Source organism: Pseudoduganella namucuonensis (assembly GCF_900116645.1).
Taxonomy (GTDB): Bacteria; Pseudomonadota; Gammaproteobacteria; order Burkholderiales; family Burkholderiaceae_D; genus Rugamonas; species Rugamonas namucuonensis.
Genome location: NZ_FPBO01000029.1, coordinates 96,452 through 113,674 on the forward strand (window position 1 = coordinate 96,452; position 17,223 = coordinate 113,674).

14 protein-coding genes are annotated in these 17,223 nt (G+C 69.7%); 7 read left to right on the forward strand and 7 right to left on the reverse strand.

Annotation, left to right across the window (positions count from 1 at the left end):
- Window positions 1–131: 131 nt before the first annotated feature.
- From BM436_RS25485 to BM436_RS25510, 6 genes are all read left to right on the forward strand, one after another.
- Window positions 132–1,043, forward strand: a complete 912-nt coding sequence (locus BM436_RS25485) for a LysR family transcriptional regulator (RefSeq protein ID WP_093558344.1) — start codon at window positions 132–134, stop codon at window positions 1,041–1,043.
- Window positions 1,044–1,161: 118 nt separating this feature from the next.
- A complete protein-coding gene (locus BM436_RS25490; RefSeq protein ID WP_093558345.1) occupies window positions 1,162–2,172 on the forward strand; it encodes an ornithine cyclodeaminase family protein in 1,011 nt (336 codons plus the stop codon).
- Window positions 2,173–2,205: 33 nt separating this feature from the next.
- Window positions 2,206–3,216: a dihydrodipicolinate synthase family protein gene (locus BM436_RS25495; protein ID WP_093558346.1), complete on the forward strand. Its 1,011-nt coding sequence runs from the start codon at window positions 2,206–2,208 to the stop codon at window positions 3,214–3,216.
- 11 nt (window positions 3,217–3,227) lie between these two features.
- Entirely contained in the window at window positions 3,228–4,700 is a 1,473-nt protein-coding gene (locus BM436_RS25500; protein ID WP_093558347.1) for an NAD-dependent succinate-semialdehyde dehydrogenase, read from the forward strand.
- A gap of 35 nt (window positions 4,701–4,735) precedes the next feature.
- A complete protein-coding gene (locus tag BM436_RS25505) occupies window positions 4,736–5,452 on the forward strand; it encodes an EthD domain-containing protein (RefSeq protein WP_177307507.1) in 717 nt (238 codons plus the stop codon).
- 74 nt (window positions 5,453–5,526) lie between these two features.
- Window positions 5,527–6,750 (forward strand): alpha/beta hydrolase family protein, encoded by a 1,224-nt coding sequence (locus BM436_RS25510; protein ID WP_143133310.1) that lies wholly within the window; start codon window positions 5,527–5,529, stop codon window positions 6,748–6,750.
- A 27-nt stretch (window positions 6,751–6,777) separates the two neighbouring features.
- Here BM436_RS25510 and BM436_RS25515 read toward each other — a convergent pair whose 3' ends face one another.
- The 3 genes from BM436_RS25515 to BM436_RS25525 all read right to left on the reverse strand — a co-directional run bounded on the left by BM436_RS25515 (window position 6,778) and on the right by BM436_RS25525 (window position 10,096).
- Window positions 6,778–9,069: an Ig-like domain-containing protein gene (locus BM436_RS25515; RefSeq protein WP_229490707.1), complete on the reverse strand. Its 2,292-nt coding sequence runs from the start codon at window positions 9,067–9,069 to the stop codon at window positions 6,778–6,780.
- 83 nt (window positions 9,070–9,152) lie between these two features.
- Complete coding sequence (locus BM436_RS25520; protein ID WP_093558351.1) at window positions 9,153–9,557, reverse strand: hypothetical protein; 405 nt, start codon at window positions 9,555–9,557, stop codon at window positions 9,153–9,155.
- A gap of 95 nt (window positions 9,558–9,652) precedes the next feature.
- Window positions 9,653–10,096, reverse strand: a complete 444-nt coding sequence (locus BM436_RS25525) for a DUF411 domain-containing protein (RefSeq protein WP_093558352.1) — start codon at window positions 10,094–10,096, stop codon at window positions 9,653–9,655.
- A gap of 305 nt (window positions 10,097–10,401) precedes the next feature.
- Here BM436_RS25525 and BM436_RS25530 point away from each other — a divergent pair, with 305 nt between their 5' ends.
- The gene (locus BM436_RS25530; protein ID WP_093558353.1) at window positions 10,402–10,767 is read left to right on the forward strand and encodes a YbaN family protein; all 366 of its coding nucleotides are present in this window, start codon (window positions 10,402–10,404) and stop codon (window positions 10,765–10,767) included.
- A 15-nt stretch (window positions 10,768–10,782) separates the two neighbouring features.
- Here the strand turns inward: BM436_RS25530 and BM436_RS25535 are convergent, their stop codons facing one another.
- From BM436_RS25535 to BM436_RS25550, 4 genes are all read right to left on the reverse strand, one after another.
- Window positions 10,783–13,932, reverse strand: coding sequence for a PAS domain-containing hybrid sensor histidine kinase/response regulator family protein (locus BM436_RS25535; protein WP_093558354.1), 3,150 nt, complete (start codon window positions 13,930–13,932; stop codon window positions 10,783–10,785).
- A gap of 59 nt (window positions 13,933–13,991) precedes the next feature.
- Complete coding sequence (locus BM436_RS25540; protein ID WP_093558355.1) at window positions 13,992–14,204, reverse strand: hypothetical protein; 213 nt, start codon at window positions 14,202–14,204, stop codon at window positions 13,992–13,994.
- Window positions 14,205–14,206: 2 nt separating this feature from the next.
- A complete protein-coding gene (locus tag BM436_RS25545) occupies window positions 14,207–16,234 on the reverse strand; it encodes an acetyl/propionyl/methylcrotonyl-CoA carboxylase subunit alpha (RefSeq protein ID WP_093558356.1) in 2,028 nt (675 codons plus the stop codon).
- A gap of 44 nt (window positions 16,235–16,278) precedes the next feature.
- The coding region (locus BM436_RS25550) for a carboxyl transferase domain-containing protein (RefSeq protein ID WP_307666157.1) at window positions 16,279–17,223 on the reverse strand (945 nt) is incomplete at its 5' end.

A 17,223-nucleotide genomic window follows, 5' to 3' on the forward strand; every position in this document is an offset into this window, starting at 1 on the left:
AAACCCCGGAAGGAACTGTACAGTTTCGTTTTTGGATGCCAGCTATTGATGCCATGGATGGGCGGGGCACGTCCCATCGGCTTCCGGCATGGCGTGGTTAAATACGCCTTTCGCCAAGAGGACCAGCCGACATGGACGCAGCCACCCCAACCATCATCGATCCGCGCTGGCGGGTGTTCCTGCGCGTGGTGGCCTCCGGCAGCCTGAGCAAGGCGGCCGCCGCGCTGGACATGCCGCAGTCCATGGTCAGCCGCCACATCGCGCAGCTGGAGCGGGAATGTGGCGAACGCCTGTTCCGGCGCACCGGCCGCGGCGTGCATCTGACCGAGGTGGGGGAACTGCTGTTGCCGCGCATTGCCAGGCTGGCAGAGGAGGCGGACGCGCTGGCGGACGACGTGCGCAGCGTGCGCGGGCAGCCGGTGGGCGAGGTGCTGGTGGGCATGCTGCCCTCGGCCGTGGGGCAGTACGCGGGCGCCTTGTTCGCCGCCGCGCGCGAACAGATGCCGGGGGTGCGCCTGCACCTGTCCGAGGGCGCCAGCGCGCAGCTGGACGAGCACCTGCGCGAGGGCCGGCTCGACATGGCGATCGTGCTGCGCGAGGACGAGGCGCACGTGGACGACGGCCACGTGCTGGCCAGGCTGCCCCTGCAACTGGTGGGCCGCCTGGGCGATCCCCTGCTGGCCGGCGGCGACGTGCCCCTGGCCGCGCTGGCGGACCTGCCGCTGATCGTCCCCAGCCGGCCGCATGTGCTGCGCGCGCGCCTGGACCGCCTTGGCGTCGAACACGGCCTGCGCCTGCGGGCGGCGGTCGAAGTCGATTCGGTGCGGCTGCAGTACGAGGTGGCGGCGGTGGGCGGCGGCTACGCGATCGCCATCGTGCCGCCGGCCGGGCTGGATCCGCGCCTGGCCGCGTGCCGCATCGCGCGGCCGGTGCTGGAGCGATATGTCGTGCTGGCGGAGTCGCCGCGGCGGCCGCGGACGCGCGCCTCGCGCGAGGTGCTGCGGCTGATCCGTCAGCTCGCGTCGCGGGACATGGCTGGATAAGAGGCTGGCCTCCAAGTCCGGCCATCGATTTTCCGCATAACTGCTTTCGATACCGGGCAGTTCCGGCGCGGCGTGCGGTTCCGTACAGTGGCTGGCATCCAAACAAGGAGCCAGCGACATGTCCGACCTTCCGTCCGCCACAGCCAATACCACCACCCTTTTCCTTTCCGACGCCGACGTGGCCGCGCTGTCCGACTGGCCGTCCGCCGTCCGCGCGCTCGCCGCCGCCTACGCGCTGCCCGTGTCCGACGCGATGGTGCCGCCGCGCTCCATGGCGCGCGGCGACGGCGTGTGGCTGCGCAGCCTGACCGCCGTGTCGCCGTCGGGCGGCCACCTGGGCTGCAAGCTGATCGCCGCCTCGCCCCGCGCGGGCCGCGCCAGCTACCTGATCTCCCTGTTCGACCAGCGCACGATGGCCCTGAGCGCACTGATCGACGGCAACCGCGTCACCGGCCTGCGCACGGCGGCGACGGCCGCTTTCGCCGTGGACCTGCTGGCGCCGCGCCGCGCGCTGCGCGTGGGCGTGATCGGCGCCGGTTTCGAGGCGCGCGGCGCGCTCGATTGCCTGAACGCCGTGCGCGAGCTGGGCGCGGTGCGCGTGTTCAGCCCCACGCCGGCGAGCAGGGAGCGCTACGCGGCGGGCTTCCGCCCGGGCATCGACATCGCCGCCGTGGACAGCGCCGAGGCGGCGGTGCGGGACGCCGACGTGGTGATCTGCGCGGCGCGCAGCCGCGACGAGTCGCCGGTGCTGCGCGGCGCCTGGCTGCCGGCCGGCGCCACGGTCGTCTCGCTGGGCTCGACGCTGCCGGAGCAGCGCGAGGTGGACGAGGACACGCTGGCGCGCGCCGCCCGCGTCGTGGCCGACATGCCGGAGGAGGTGCTGCACGACACCGGCGACGCGCTGGCCGCCGCGCGCGCCGGCGTCGACGTCGCCGGCAAGACGGTTTCCCTGGCCGACCTGGCTGCCGGCGGGGCCGCCGCGCGCCGCGCCGACGGCGACATCGTGCTCTACAAGTCGGTCGGCTCGGCCCTGCAGGACGTGGTGATCGCCGAAATGCTGTTCGCGCTGGCCAGGGAACGGGGGCTGGGCGTCACGCTGCCGGCCACCATCGCGCCGGTCGCCAAATAAAACACACAACACCCACCACACCAAGGAGCCACAATGGCCAGTTACACCCGCAAGGAAGCCCGCGACTGGGCGCGCGAACGCCTCGACGGCGTCGCCAACGTCATCATCCCCACCATGACCTCCGATTTCAAGCGCCTGAACGAGAAGGCGATCCGGCACGACGTGGAAACCACCATCGCGCACGGCTTCGTCGGCACGCTGGCCTGCTCGGAAGTGGCCATCACGCTGGAGGAGTACGAGCGCTTCGTGCGCGTGGCGGTGGACCAGGCCGCGGGCCGCGTCTTCGTGGTGCACCACGCCGTGTTCAACACGCTGGAAGACAACATCGAGGCGCTCAAGCTGGCCGAGGCGGCCGGCGCGGAACTGGTGCTGCTGGGCTATCCGCCGTACTTCCATCCGAAGTCGCTGGAGGAGGTCTACCGGTACACCCGGGCGCTGTGCGACGCCACCAGCCTGGCGGTGATGCTGTTCCCGATACCCACCTGGGGCTTCTCCCGCCTGGACCCGGCCGACCTGCCGCTGCCCTTGCTGCGCCGCCTGATCGACGATTGCCCCAACGTGGCGGCCATCAAGGCCGAGGGCGGGGCGCCGCACATCATGTCGGCCATCGAGGTGCACCGCGCCTTCCACAAGGAGGTCGTGATCTCCTCGCCGATGGAGCACGAGTACGTGCCGCTGGCGCAGCTCATCCCCATCCCGTTCTGCGGCACCAATTACTCGGCCTTCTACGGCCCGGTGCTGCCCAGGGTGCACAAGCTGATACGGGAGGGCCGCTTCGACGAGGCCACGGCGGTCTTCCACCAGCTGGACGCGGCCCGCAAGGCTTTCGGCAGCGTACCGCAGGCCGGCAATGGCCTGATCAACCGCATGATGTGGAAGTACGAGGGCTGGCTGCAGGGCTACAACGGCGGCCCGCTGCGCCACCCCACGGCCCGCGTGTACGCGCGCGACATGGCCGCGCTGCGGCGTGGCCAGGAGGCTTCCGGCCTGAATCCCACCGGCGACGCGGACGAGGCGTTCTTCGCCGGCCGTCATCCAGCCTGATGGAGCGCGCCATGAAACACCTGCTCAAGGACCCCGGCCTGTGGCGCGAGGCCGCCCACGTCGGCGGCGCATGGCTGGCCGAGACGCCCCATGGACGCTACCTGCTGCGCAACCCTGCCACCGGCGAGGCGCTGGCCGAGCTGCCGCGCTGCCAGCGGGACGAGGCGCGGCGCGCCATCGAGGCGGCGCACCAGGCCCACCTGGCCTGGCGCAAGACCACCGCCAGGCACCGCTCCGAGATCCTGCGGCGCTGGTACGAGCTGATCGTCCAGCACCGGGAGGACCTGGCCACGCTGATCACGCTGGAGGAGGGCAAGCCGCTGTCCGAGGCGCGCGGCGAAATGGACTACGCCGCCTCGTTCATCCAGTGGTTCTCGGAGGAGGCCAAGCGCGCGCGCGGCGATGTCATCCCGGCGCCCAGGGAAGGCCAGCGCATCGTCGTGCTCAAACAGCCGATCGGCGTGTGCGCCGCGATCACCCCGTGGAACTTCCCGGCCGCGATGATCACCCGCAAGGCCGGCCCCGCGCTGGCGGCGGGCTGCGCGATGGTCGTCAAGCCGGCCAGCCAGACCCCGTTGACGGCGCTGGCGCTGGCCGAGCTGGCGCAGCGCGCCGGCGTGCCGCCGGGACTGTTCAGCGTCCTCACCGGCAACGACACCCGTGTCCTCGGCGACGAGCTGACCACCCATCCGCTGGTGCGCAAGATCACCTTCACCGGTTCGACCGAGGTGGGGCGCCTGCTGCTGCGACAGGCCGCCGGCACCGTCAAGAAGTGCTCGATGGAGCTGGGCGGGAACGCGCCGGCGCTGGTGTTCGACGACGCCGACCTGGACACGGCGGTGGACGGCGTGATCGCCTCCAAGTTCCGCAACACCGGGCAGGCCTGCATCAGCGCCAACCGCATCTATGTGCAGGACGGCATCTACGACGCGTTCGCGCAACGGATGGTGGAGCGGGTGGCGCTGCTCAAGGTGGGCAACGGCCTGGAGGAGGGCGCGCAGCAAGGCCCGCTGATCGACGGCGGCGCCGTGGCCAAGGTGGAGGAGCACATCGCCGACGCGCTGGCGGGCGGCGCGCGGCTGCTGCTGGGCGGCAAGCGCCACGCGCTGGGCGGCTGCTTCTTCGAGCCGACCGTGCTGGTCGACGTGCTGCCGTCGATGCTGATCGCCCGCGAGGAGACGTTCGGGCCGGTGGCGCCGCTGTTCCGCTTCCGCGACGAGGAGGAGGCTTTGCGGCTGGCGAACGACTCCGAGTTCGGCCTGGCGGCTTATCTGTACAGCCGCGACGCGGCGCGCATCTGGCGCGTGGCGGCCGGCATCGAGTCGGGCATGGTGGGCATCAACTGCGGCTTGATCTCGAACGAGGTGGCGCCGTTCGGCGGCGTCAAGCAAAGCGGCCTGGGACGCGAGGGTTCGCACTACGGCATGGACGAATTCATGGAACTCAAATACCTGTGCTGGGACGGCCTGGAGGAATCGACATGATCAAGATGATGGCGGCCATTTGCCGGCGACCCGGCATGACCCACGCAGAATACCTCGCCTACGTGCGGGACGTGCACGGCGCGATCACGAGGGAAAACCCGGTGACGCTGCGGCGTTACGACCAGAACCACGTGTTCGACGCGGCGTTCGGCACCGGCGCCGAGGCGGCGCACACGATGACGGTGTCGCGCGATTCGGTGACGGAGCTCTACTGGGACCACGCGGAAGACATGGCGGCCACGTTCGCGCACGAGCACGTGCGCACCAGGGTGGGGCCGGACGGGGCGAACTTCAGCGACACCAGCGTGGCGCTGAGCGTGGTGGTGGTGGAGGTCGCGCAGCCGGTGGTCAACGCCGGCCCCGGCCCCGGCGTGGGCGTTGGCGCGAAGGTGCTGCACTACCTGCGCGCCGCGCAAGGCATGGCGCTGCCGGAGTTCTTCGAGCGCTGGGCGCGCGCGCACGCGCGGGCGCTGGCGGCGTCGCGCACGGCGGCCGCGGCGGTCCGGCGCTGCGTGCACAACCGCCAGGTGGCCGAGTTCAACCCCATGCTGGCCTATTTCGGCGGCAAGGACGTCCCGATCTACGAGGGCGTGGCCAGCCTCTGGTTCGACGACGCGGCCTCGGTGGGCGCGTTCCGCGACTACGAGCGCGCGCTGCTCGAGATCAACGCCGACCCGGCGACGGCCTTCTACCGTCCGGAGCAATCGTTTTTCCTGTACGCGACGGAGGTGAACATCTACCAGCGGCGATGAATGACTAAATTGTATTTTACGTTAGTAGAATGCAGTGATATCCTCTTCCCGTTCATTTTCCCGGGATCGAGCCGATGATTACGCGTATTTGCGCCGCCGCCGCATGTCTGTTGTTGTTCCGCTTCGCCGCCGCCGCGCCGGTGCAGCTGCCCGCGCCGGACGGTCCGCACCGGGTGGGCATGGCGCGCTTCGACGTGGCGGGGGCGCCGGCCTATGTGTGGTATCCGGCGGCGGCCGGCGCCAAAACCTCCCGCCCCTATTTCAACAGGACCGAGCAGGCCACCCAGGCCAGGGCGATCGCGCGCAATCAGCGCTACGGCGAGACTGAGCTCGACGGTCTCGAGTCCGTGATCGCGCATAGCGGGGAGGACGCGACGCCGTTGCAGGGCAAGTTCCCGCTGGTGCTGTTCAATCACGGCTACGAGTGCTACCCGCAGCAAAACACGGTGCTGATGGAGCGCTGGGCCAGCCATGGCTACATCGTCGTGTCGATCTCCCACCCGGGCGACGCGGCCGATCTGGCGCTGGCCGACGGGCGGGTGGTGCCGACCAGCGGCGCGCCCGTCACCGACGCCACGTTCGGCGAGCTGCGCAGGCGGATCTCGGCCGGCGCCACGCACGAGGAGCGCACGCGCGGCCTGGACCGTTACGCCGCCGCGCTGCCGCCGACCCGCCTGGGCGCCAGCCACGCCAGGTGGAGCGACGACGTGCGCGCGGCCCTGGGCGCGATCGAGTCCGGACGGACGCGCGGCCGCGCGGCTGCGGTGTTCGGCCACGCGGACACGCGCCGGGTGGCGATCGCCGGCATGTCGTTCGGCGGCGCGGTGGCGGCGTCGGTGTGCCGCGCGATCGCCCATTGCGGCGCCGCGATCAATCTGGACGGGTCCAACTACGATCCCGCCCTGTTCGACGCGGACATCGGCCGGCCGCTGCTGGTGATGCAGGCCGATCCGGCCTACCGGAACGGCTCGCCGAACGACTACGCCTACGAGCGCTGGCGCGAGGCCGGGAACAACCCGCACGTGGTGCGCCTGCGGCTCGACGGCGTGCGGCACATGGGGTTCACCGACCTCGGCCTGTTGCTGCCCGGCGGCGGAAGCGAACAGCGTTTCGGGCGCCTGGACGCCCAGGCGGCGCAGCGGGCGATCGGCGACGCGACGCTGGCGTTCCTCGACCAGTACCTGAAAGGGGCGGGCAGGGGAGCGATGGCGCGGGCGATCCGCGACGCGAAGGAGCTGCATGTGCACGATCCCGTGGCGGTGCGGGAATGGGCGGCGCGGGGCGGCGGGCGGCCCTGAAGGCCGCCGCGCGCCGCCGGGCGCTCCCTAGCCATACGGCGTATAGGCGAAGCCGTTTCCGATGGTGCCGATCAGTGCCGCCTGGTTTTCCGCGCTTTCGCTGAAGCCCGCGAGCACCTCCGCAACCGACGCGGCCTTCGAGTCCAGGACGCCGACCCAGTAGTCGAGCCCCGCTGTTTCGCCAGCGCGGTGCAGCACGTTCTGATAGAGCTGGTTCACTATCTGCGCGTTGCTGGGATTGGCGCCGTACGCGGTCTTGAACTCCGCCGACGCCACGAATCCGCTTGCCACCTCCTTGAGACTGGCGCCCTGGTCCATTTGCGCCATCCAGTACCCAAGCCCGCCAAGGTCGGGGGAGCGGTTGAACGCCGCCTGATAGACGCGATACGCCTGGCCTCCCACGCCATCGATATCGAGCGCGATGCTGGAATCGGTGAAGTGCAGGCGTTCGACGTTCGTCACGTTGTCGTTGCCGTTCACGCCGAGCTTGTCGGTGACGCTGAAGCCGGACGACGTTCTGACGATCGAGAAGTTGGCGCTGGCGCCGCTGTATTTCAAGGTGTCGATGCCGGCGCCGCCGTCGATCAGATCGTCGCCGCTTTTTCCCAGCAGGAGGTCGGCGCCGCTGCTGCCCTTGACCGCCTCGGGCGCGCCCGCCGTCGCCAGACGATAGGACTTGAAAACCACGCCATTCCCGGCCAGGTCCTTGACGGCGCCCGAGGTGATCTCAATGGAATACTCGGACGAATAGCCGAGATCCGAGGATGGGTTGACGGTGAGCGAGGAACCGGAGAACTTCAGGTTGGCGCTGCTCGCCGCGTCATAAACGGCGATGGCCGCGCCGGTGGAATTCCTGAGGATGACCGAGCCGCTGCCCCGCTGTACCGCCTCGCTGAAGGTGAAGACGATATCGTTTGCGACCGGGAATTTGGCGTGGTTGTCGCCGCTGAAGGCGGAGATGGACGGCGCGGTGGTGTCCGGCGCCGCGGCCGTCGTGAACGTGTAGGAGCTGGTCCCGGAAAAAGCGTTGCCAGCCAAATCCTTGACCACCCCGGCGCCGAACTCGACCCGGTATCCGGTCGCGTGATCGAGGTCTTTGGCGGGGTTGATGGTCAGCGTCGAACCCGAAATGTTGATATTGGCGCTGGACGCGTCGTAGCTCGCGATGACGGCCCCGGCGGAATTCTTGAGGACCACGCTGCCGGCGCCGCGCTGTATCGCCTCGCTGAACGTCACGGCGATGTCGGTGCCGACCGCGATGTTCGGCGCGAAGTTGGCGGGGCTGTAGCCCACTATCGCGGGCGCCACCGTGTCGGGAGGGGCGATGAACGTAGTCGAGCTATTGAAGGTCACGCCGTTGAGCAGGCCGCCGTGATGTATCGATTTCGAATCGGTGATCTGCACCAGGGCATAGGACCCGAGGCCGTTGCTGACGGCGACGTACTCGCCCTCCGAAATCAGCTTGGAGTCGCTGGTGTAGGTGTATTTCCCCAGCGCCGACAGGTCGGATGGCGCGGTGCCGCCGACCTTGAAACTGGAACTCGCGTATATCCACGTCGCCGACTCGCTGCCGGACGAAAACCGCATCGGCACGCCGTTGATGGTGACCGACGTCTGGACGTCGAAATTCAGGCTGGTGCTGGTGACATGGCTGGCCGGATCTTGCGCGGTCGCGAAGTTGTAATTCGAGCTGCCGGCGTAGCTCTCCCCGGCCAGATCCTTGACGCTTCCCGGCGCCAGTTCGAGTGTGTAGGCGGCGCCGTACTGGAAATTGGCGCCGGGGTCGATGGTGAGGACGGTTCCATTGATGGAGATGTTCTTGCTGGTGGCCGCGTCATATTTCTCGACCACCGAGCCGGCGGCGTTTTTCAGTACGATGCTGCCGGAGCCGCGTTGAATCTGTTCGCTGAACGTCAGCCGTATATTCTCGTCGACGGGGACGCCGACCAGTTCGTCGGCCGGCGAAAACTCCGTCACGGCGGGGGCGGTGATGGTGACGGTCGAGCTGTTGAAGACGACGCCGTTCTTGACTCCGCCGTGATGCAGGGATTGCGAATCGACTATCTGCACCAGGGCGTAGGAACCAAGCCCGTTGCTGATCGCGACGTATTCGCCTTCCGATATTATCTTTGACTGAGCGGTGTAGGCATAGTCGGCCAATGCCGACAAGTCCGTCGGTGGCGTCGTTCCGACCCTGAAGCTGGCGGTCGCGTAAACCCATGTCGATGTCTCGCTGCCGGAAGAGAACTTGATGGGCACGCCATTGATTGTGATAGAGGTTTGAATGTCGAAATCAAGGCGTGTCGTCGTCTGTACCATCTCGTTCAAGATCCTTTGTGATTTAGCGAGTTTCTTCGCGGTATGTTATCACGCAGGCAGGTAAAGTTGCTATAAATAAATGACTAATGGGCAAGGGTTAGCCCCGCCAGCGCGCGGCGCACGGCGCCGTGCGCCATGACGATTTCCGGCGAGTCGTGCAGCAGGGCGTTGTATTTGGCCCGGAACTCCATGTCGCCTTGCTCCGAGGGGCCGATCAGGGCCTCCAGCGCGCCGCGGAAGGCCAGCGCCTCGGCGGTGGCGAGGGGTTCGGCCTCGTCGAGGCGCTCGTCGATCAGCGCCATCAGGCCGGACAGCTTTTGCAGCCAGGCGAAGTGCGGATGGTTGGCCACCAGCTGCAGGTGCTCCAGCGGGCTGCCGACGGCGCCGAAATACTGGGTTTCGACGTGGATCATCTGCTTGTGCAGATCGCGCAGCGCGCGCGTGAGCGCGGTCAGCCTGGTGCGGAGGGCGGGGTCGGGGGAGGTCATGGTGGATTCCTGTCTGGTTGCGCTATGCGGCAGTGTAGCGGCGGCGCGCGCCGGTGAACATGGCCCTAAAGTCCAGGTTCCCGGTCTGGGCTCCCTTATTTGTAGTGCTGGTAGACCGAGGTCTTGCCGTCGGCCTGGATCAGCAGGACGTCGTACGGGTCCTTGCGCGGGCCCTCCATGCCGGGGGAGCCCATCGGCATGGCCGGCACGGCGAGGCCGACGGCCTTGGGACGCTCCTTCAACAGGCGCTTGATTTCCCTGGCCGGCACGTGGCCCTCGATCGCGTAGCCGCCCACCATGGCGGTGTGGCAGGAGCCGTATTGCGCGGGTATCCCGGCCTTTTCCCTGTACTCGGCGGGGCTGGGCACGTCCGTGGCCTTCACGGAGAAGCCCTGGCCCTTCAGGTGCTCGACCCAATGGCCGCAGCAGCCGCAGGTGGCGCTCTTGTAGACCTGGATGACGGGACCGGCCGCCTGGGCCAGCATGGAAAAGCCCAGGGCGCCGGCGAGGACGGCCTTGCCGAGTATGCGACGGATCATGGCTATGCCTATGTGTGTGTGCGGACCGCGCATGCTACCACGGCACGAACATCAGCAACATGACGAGCACCGCCGCGATGGCGACGACGATGGCGAGGCGACCGCCGCGGTGTGGTTGGATTCCTCCTGGTAGGCGCATGATGGTTTCCCCGGTTGATTGCGTTACGGGGAAGTCTACGGCCGCCGGACGGGCCCGTATGTCTGGTGACACACCGAACTCTGCAATTGCGGGGCGCGCCCATGTGTGCTTATACTGTGTTCCACAAGCGGCGACCCGACGCCGATCGACACGCCATTCGAGGCCAATGAAACCTATCCTGATCGCCCTGGGCGGCATTTTCCTGGTGCTGGCCGTGCTGGGCGTGTTCCTGCCGCTGTTGCCGACCACGCCGTTCCTGCTGCTGGCCTCGGCCTGCTTCGCGCGCAGTTCCACCAAGCTGCACAACTGGCTGCGCAACCACGGCAGCTTCGGCCGCTATCTGCGCAACTACGAGGACGGCCACGGCATCCCCCTGCGCGCCAAGGTGATCGCGATGGCGATGATGTGGCCCTCGATGTTCTATTCGATGTACCGGGTGCCGCTGCTGCCGGTGCGCATCCTGCTGCTGCTGATCGCCTGCGGCGTCACCATCTACCTGTGGCGCTTGCCGACCGCCAAACCCGCGGACTAGCCGGCATCGCCAGGCTCAGCCGCGCGCGGGCAGGTGCCGCCGCAGCGCGCCGTACAGCTCGTCCGCCTCGAAGGGCTTGCCCAGGAAGTCGTCCATGCCGCAGGCCATGCACTCGGCCCGCTCGGACGCCATCACGCCGGCCGTCATGGCCAGGATGGGCAGCTCCAGGCCCAGCTCCTCGCGGATCAGCCGGGTGGCGGTGAAGCCGTCCATGACGGGCATCTGCACGTCCATCAGCACCAGGTCGCAGCGGGCCGGGTCGGCGCGCAGCAGCTCGACGGCGCGCTCGCCGTTGTCGGCCAGCTCCACCGTGGCGCCGGCCTGCCGCAGCATGGTGGCGGCCACCAGCTGGTTGATCTCGTTGTCCTCCACCAGCAGCACCCGCGCGGCGATGGCCTCCACCGGCCGCGCCGGCGCCGGTCCGCCGGCGCGGGTTCCGCGCCGGGCCAGCGCCTCGTGCACCGCGTGCAGCAGCCCGGAGGCGGTGACCGGCTTGGTCAGCAGCGCGGCCGCGGCGGACGCGTCGGGCAGCTGCGCCAGCGCGCCGCGGCCGTAGGCGCCCACCATGACCACCACCGGCAGCGCCTCCAGCCCGGGCAGCGCGTGCATGGCCCGCATCGCGGCCAGCCCGTCCATGTCCGGCATGCGCCAGTCGGCCAGCACCAGGTCGTAGGGCTCGCCGGGCGCCGTGTCGGCCAGCGCGGCCAGCGCGGCGGCGCCGGAGTCCACGCAGTCGCAGCGCCAGTGGCAGGCGGCGACCACGCCCTCCAGCGCGGCGCGGCTGGTGGCGTTGTCGTCCACCACCAGCAGGCGCAGGCGGTCGGGGATGCCGTCCGGATGGCCGGGGGCGACGTCGGCCCCGGTCAGGCCGAAGGGCAGGGAGAAGCTGAATTCGCTGCCCTGGCCGGGCGCGCTGCGCATGCGCAGCGCGCCGCCCAGCGCCTCGACGAAGCCCTTGGAGATGGCCAGCCCCAGCCCGGTGCCGCCGAAGCGCCGCGTGGTCGAGGCGTCGGCCTGGGTGAAGGGCGTGAACAGGCGCTTTTGCTGCTCCTCGTCGATGCCGATGCCGGTGTCGCGCACGCTGAAGCGCAGCACCGCCTGGTCCGCGCCCCGCGTCTCGCATGCCACCCACAGCGCCACCTCGCCGCGCTCGGTGAACTTGATGGCGTTGCCGGTCAGGTTGACCAGCACCTGCTGCAGGCGCAGCGCGTCGCCCACCAGCAGCCGCGGCACCTCGGGCTCGACGCCGATCGCCACCTCCAGGTCCTTGTCGCCGCTGTTGACGCCCATCACGGCGGCCACGGCGTCGAGCACCTCGTCGAGCGGGAAGCGCTGCGGCGCCAGCGTGACCTTGCCGGCCTCGATCTTGGACAGGTCGAGGATGTCGTTCAATATCCGCAGCAGCGCGTGGCCGGACACCCGTATCAGGTCCAGGTAGCGTTGCTGCTCGGGCGTGAGCTTGCTGCCGGCCAGCAGTTGCGCCATGCCCAGCACCGCGTTCATCGGCGTGCGCAGCTCGTGGCTCATGTTGGCGACGAAGGCGCTCTTGGTGCGGTTGGCCTGCTCGGCCTGTTCCTTGGCGCCGCGCAGCTCCCGCTCGGCGCGTTTTTGCTCGGTGATGTCGCGCGCCACGCCGACGAACACGTGGCGCCCCTCGATGAGCATGGCGCTGATGCCCAGCTGCAGCGGGAACACGGTGCCGTCCCTGCGCAGGCCGGGCACCTCCACGCCGCCGCCGCCGATCACGTGGGCCTGGCCGCCGGCCAGGTAGCGGCGCATGCCGGCCTGGTGCGCGGGACGCTGCGAGGGCGGCATCAGGCGTTCGATGTTGCGGCCGATGGCCTCCCCGGGCGGATAGCCGAAGATGGCCGAGGCGGCGCGGTTGAAGGTCTCGATCGTGCCGTGCTCGTCGATGGTGACGATGCCGTCGCCCACGCTGTCGACCATGGTGCGGATGCGCAGCTCCTTGTCGAGCGCGTCGCGCTCGGACAGGCGCAGTTTCAGGTTGGCGGCCTGGGCCGCGTCGCGCGCCTGTTCCAGCTCGGCGGTGCGACCGGCGATCAGGTTTTCCAGCTCGTCGCGGTGGCGCAGCAGCTCGCTCTCCACCCGGCGCAGCGTGGCGGCGGCCTGTTCGGCCTCGCGGAAGGTGGCGCCGTCCGCCGCGGCCGGCGCGTTCCCCGTGCCCAGCGCGACGGCGGCGTCGGCCAGCCGGCGCACGGCGGCGGAGATGCGGCGGGCCAGGAACCAGGCCGCGGCCAGGCCTGCGCCGAACAGGGCCAGCACGGTCCAGCTGATCCAGGCCAGCGAGTACAGCAGCTCGGTGAACACGGCGCTGCGGGGCACGCCGATCACCACCGTCCAGCCGGACATGGCCGAGCGGCTGAACATGGAGTAGACCTGGATGCCCTCCAAGGTGGTGGTCTCGATGATGTCCTCGCCGGTCTCGCGCATGCGCGCCAGCAGCGCGGGCGCGCCCGGCTTGCCGACGAATTGCCCCGGCAGGTGGGTGCGCGCCACGATCACGCCGCGGCCGTCGAGGATGGCGGCCACGTGCCCCGGCGGCAGCCGCGCCTGCGACAGGATGCGTCCCAGCCGCTCGGGCAGGAAGCCGACCGACAGGCAGTACGCGACCCGCCCGTCGATCCGCACCGGCACGTGCACGGCCGCCACCGGCCTGCCCAGGGCGCCGCCGATGAACAGGTCGGACACCACGGGGCGGCCGCTGTCGAACACGCGTTGGATGCGCTCCAGGCTGCCGGGGTCCGGCTGGGCGGCGCCGTGGGCACGCGCCGTGTTGAACAGTTGCAGCGCGTCGCGGTCGCTGAGCACGAAATTAAAGCCGGGGAACTCGTCGTTCAGCATTTCCCTGGCCTGGGCGTGGAAGGCCGGCAGGTCGCCGCGGCGCAGGTGCGGCGAGGTCGACAGCGCCTGCGCCACCACCAGGCCGGTGTTCAGGTCCCGGTCCACCGAGTGCGCCAGCGCGCGCGCGGTCAGCAGCGTGTCGCGCTGGATCTGGGTGCGCTCGCGGTCGTAGAAGTGGTGGATCACCAGCCCGTAGCCGATGGCGGCGGGCAGCGCGCACGCCAGCACCACGATCGAGAGCCGGGCGCGGATGGTGGGCGCGGCTCGGCTCGGGGACGGGCGTGGAGTGTCGCGGATCGGCATAGCCGTAACCGTACCATGAAACGGGGCGGGCGGGGCGCCCCGCCGCCGCGTCCGGCGGCCTACTTGCGCTTGCGCTCCTGGATGCAGGCCTTGCACTCGTAGCCGACGCTGCGTCCGGTGATCTTGAAGAACTCCGGGTCCATGGGCCAGGGCTCGTTGCAGCGCGCGCAGAGCTGCTCCTGGCCCAGTTCGGTTTTCATGATGCGGCGGAAACCGCCCGCGATGCGCAGGAATTCGAAGCCCGGCGCGAGCCTCGCATCCAGGGTGGCCATGGTCAGTCCTCCAGGGCGCTCAGGGTCAGCAACTGGGCGCCGTCGGTCACCTGGTCGCCCACCTCGTACAGCAGTTTCTCGACCACGCCGTCGTGCGTGGCCGAGATGGTGTGTTCCATCTTCATGGCCTCCATCACCAGCAGCGGCGCGCCTTTGGCCACCGTGGCGCCGGCCGCCACCAGGATGGCGACGATCTTGCCGGGCATGGGCGCGGTGAGCGCTCCCGCCTCGGCCTCGGCCTCGCCGGCGTGGGCCAGCGGGTCGGTGTGGGCCAGCGCGGTGTGGCGCCCGGCGGCGTAGACGTGGAAGACGTCGCCCTCGCGCACCACGGAGCCGCGCAGCAGCTGGCCGTCCAGCTTCACGGCCAGCTCGCTGCCATCGGCGCGCACCGGTTCCAGCGTGTGCCGCGCGCCGTCGACGGCCAGGCTCCAGCCGTCGCCGGCGTAGCTCGCGGTCACGTCGCGCGGGCCGGTCTCGTCGCCGAAGGCGAGGGCGCGCGCCAGTTGGCCGTTCATGCGCCAGCCGTTTTGCAGCAGCCATGGCTTGCTGTTGGCCGGCGCGCCAGCCGGCGCCCGCTCGGCCCCCAGCAGCGCCGCGGCGGCCAGCGCGAGCGTCGCGGCGGTGGCAGGGCGCGGCGCGGGGAACAGCGTTTCGCGGTTCTGTTCGATCAGGCCGGTGTCCAGGTCGGCGCTGGAGAATGCCTCGCTGTCCATCAGGCGCTGCAGGAAGGCGACGTTGGTCGACAGGCCCACCACCTGGTAGGCCGCCAGCGCCTGGCGCATGCGGGCCAGGGCCTGCTGGCGGTCCGGTCCCCAGACGATCAGCTTGGCGATCATCGGGTCGTAGAACGGGGAGATCTCGTCGCCCTCGCGCACGCCGGCGTCGATGCGCACCGCGGCCGGGGAGCCGGGCGCGCCGCCGGCGTTGCGGGCGAAGCACACCGCGTCCGGCGCGCGCAGGTGGCGCAGGCGGCCGATGGAGGGCAGGAAGCCCTTCTCGGGATTCTCGGCGTAGATGCGGGCCTCGATCGAGTGGCCGTCGATGCGCAGCTGTTCCTGCGTCAGCGGCAGCGCCTCGCCGTTGGCCACGCGCAGCTGCCATTCCACCAGGTCGGTGCCGGTGATCATCTCGGTGACCGGATGCTCCACCTGCAAGCGGGTGTTCATCTCCATGAAGTAGAAGGAGCCGTCCTGGTTGGCGATGAATTCCACCGTGCCGGCGCCCACGTAGCCGACCGCCTTGGCCGCGTTGACGGCGGCCACGCCCATGGCGCGGCGGCGTTCGGCCGTCATGCCCGGCGCCGGCGCCTCCTCCAGCACCTTCTGGTGGCGGCGCTGCACCGAGCAGTCGCGCTCGAACAGGTAGACGCATTCGCCCAGGGTGTCGGCGAACACCTGGATTTCGATGTGGCGCGGGCGGGTCAGGTACTTCTCGACCAGCACCTTGTCGTCGCCGAAGCTGCTGATCGCCTCGCGCTTGCAGGAGGCCAGCGCGTCGGCGAAGTCTTCTCCGCGCTCGACGATGCGCATGCCCTTGCCGCCGCCGCCGGCGCTGGCCTTGAGCAGCACCGGGTAGCCGATGCGGTCGGCCTGCTGCCGCAGGAAGGCGCTGTCCTGCCGGTCGCCGTGGTAGCCGGGCACCAGCGGCACGTCGGCCTTTTCCATCAGCGTCTTGGCGGCCGATTTCGAGCCCATGGCGCGCATCGCGGAGGCGGGCGGGCCGATGAAGACTAGCCCTGCCTCGGCGCAAGCCTGGGCGAATTCCTCGTTCTCGGACAGGAAGCCGTAGCCGGGGTGGATGGCCTGGGCGCCGGTGGCGCGCGCCGCGGCGATGATGGCGTCGCCCTTCAGGTAGCTCTCGCGGGCGGCGGCCGGGCCGATCAGGACGGCCTCGTCGCACATCTCCACGTGGCGGGAACCGGCGTCGGCCTCGGAGTACACGGCCACGGTCTGGATGCCCATGCGGCGCGCGGTGGAGGCGACGCGGCAGGCGATTTCACCACGGTTGGCGATCAGTATTTTCTGGAACATAGGCTGCCTTCTCTTGTATTTGAATGGATTGCTTGGTGTATGGCTTACATGCGGAACACGCCGAACTTCGTGTCCGGGATCTCGGCGTTCAGCGCGGCGGACAGGCCCAGACCCAGCACCATGCGGGTGTCGGCCGGGTCGATCACGCCGTCGTCCCACAGGCGCGCGGTGGCGTAGTAGGGGTGGCCCTGGTGCTCGTACTGGTTCTTGATCGGCTGCTTGAACGCCGCCTCCTCGTCGGCCGACCACGCGCCGCCCTTGCCCTCGATGCCGTCGCGCTTCACGGTCGCCAGCACGGAGGCCGCCTGGTCGCCGCCCATCACCGAGATGCGCGCGTTCGGCCACATCCACATGAAGCGCGGCGAATACGCCCGGCCGCACATGCCGTAGTTGCCGGCGCCGAAGCTGCCGCCGATGATGACGGTGAATTTGGGCACGGCGGCGGTGGCCACGGCGGTCACCATCTTGGCGCCGTTGCGGGCGATGCCCTCGTTCTCGTACTTGCGGCCCACCATGAAGCCGGTGATGTTCTGCAGGAACACCAGCGGGATCTTGCGCTGCGCGCACAGCTCGATGAAGTGCGCGCCCTTCAACGCCGACTCCGAGAACAGGATGCCGTTGTTGGCGATGATGCCGACCTTCATGCCGTAGACGTGGGCGAAGCCGCACACCAGCGTGGCGCCGTAGCGCGCCTTGAACTCGTCGAACTCGCTGCCGTCGACGATGCGGGCGATCACCTCGCGGATGTCGAAGGGCTTGCGCGTGTCGACCGGGATCACGCCGTACAGCTCCTGGGTCGGATACCTCGGCTCCACAGCCTCCCGCAAGGCGCCCTGTTGGGGCTTGACGCGGTTCAGGTTGGAGACGATGGTGCGCGCCAGCGACAGCGCGTGCAGGTCGTTCTGCGCCAGGTGGTCGGCCACGCCGGACAGGCGCGTGTGCACGTCGCCGCCGCCCAGGTCCTCGGCCGTCACCACCTCGCCGGTGGC

Coding starts and splice junctions, on each gene's coding strand:
- BM436_RS25490 (WP_093558345.1), top strand. CDS start 1,162: ATGTCCGACCTTCCGTCCGCCACAGCCAATACCACCACCCTTTTCCTT.
- BM436_RS25505 (WP_177307507.1), top strand. CDS start 4,736: ATGACCCACGCAGAATACCTCGCCTACGTGCGGGACGTGCACGGCGCG.
- BM436_RS25495 (WP_093558346.1), top strand. CDS start 2,206: ATGGCCAGTTACACCCGCAAGGAAGCCCGCGACTGGGCGCGCGAACGC.
- BM436_RS25520 (WP_093558351.1), bottom strand. CDS start 9,557: ATGACCTCCCCCGACCCCGCCCTCCGCACCAGGCTGACCGCGCTCACG.
- BM436_RS25530 (WP_093558353.1), top strand. CDS start 10,402: ATGAAACCTATCCTGATCGCCCTGGGCGGCATTTTCCTGGTGCTGGCC.
- BM436_RS25515 (WP_229490707.1), bottom strand. CDS start 9,069: ATGGTACAGACGACGACACGCCTTGATTTCGACATTCAAACCTCTATC.
- BM436_RS25500 (WP_093558347.1), top strand. CDS start 3,228: ATGAAACACCTGCTCAAGGACCCCGGCCTGTGGCGCGAGGCCGCCCAC.
- BM436_RS25485 (WP_093558344.1), top strand. CDS start 132: ATGGACGCAGCCACCCCAACCATCATCGATCCGCGCTGGCGGGTGTTC.
- BM436_RS25510 (WP_143133310.1), top strand. CDS start 5,527: ATGATTACGCGTATTTGCGCCGCCGCCGCATGTCTGTTGTTGTTCCGC.
- BM436_RS25535 (WP_093558354.1), bottom strand. CDS start 13,932: ATGCCGATCCGCGACACTCCACGCCCGTCCCCGAGCCGAGCCGCGCCC.
- BM436_RS25540 (WP_093558355.1), bottom strand. CDS start 14,204: ATGGCCACCCTGGATGCGAGGCTCGCGCCGGGCTTCGAATTCCTGCGC.
- BM436_RS25545 (WP_093558356.1), bottom strand. CDS start 16,234: ATGTTCCAGAAAATACTGATCGCCAACCGTGGTGAAATCGCCTGCCGC.
- BM436_RS25525 (WP_093558352.1), bottom strand. CDS start 10,096: ATGATCCGTCGCATACTCGGCAAGGCCGTCCTCGCCGGCGCCCTGGGC.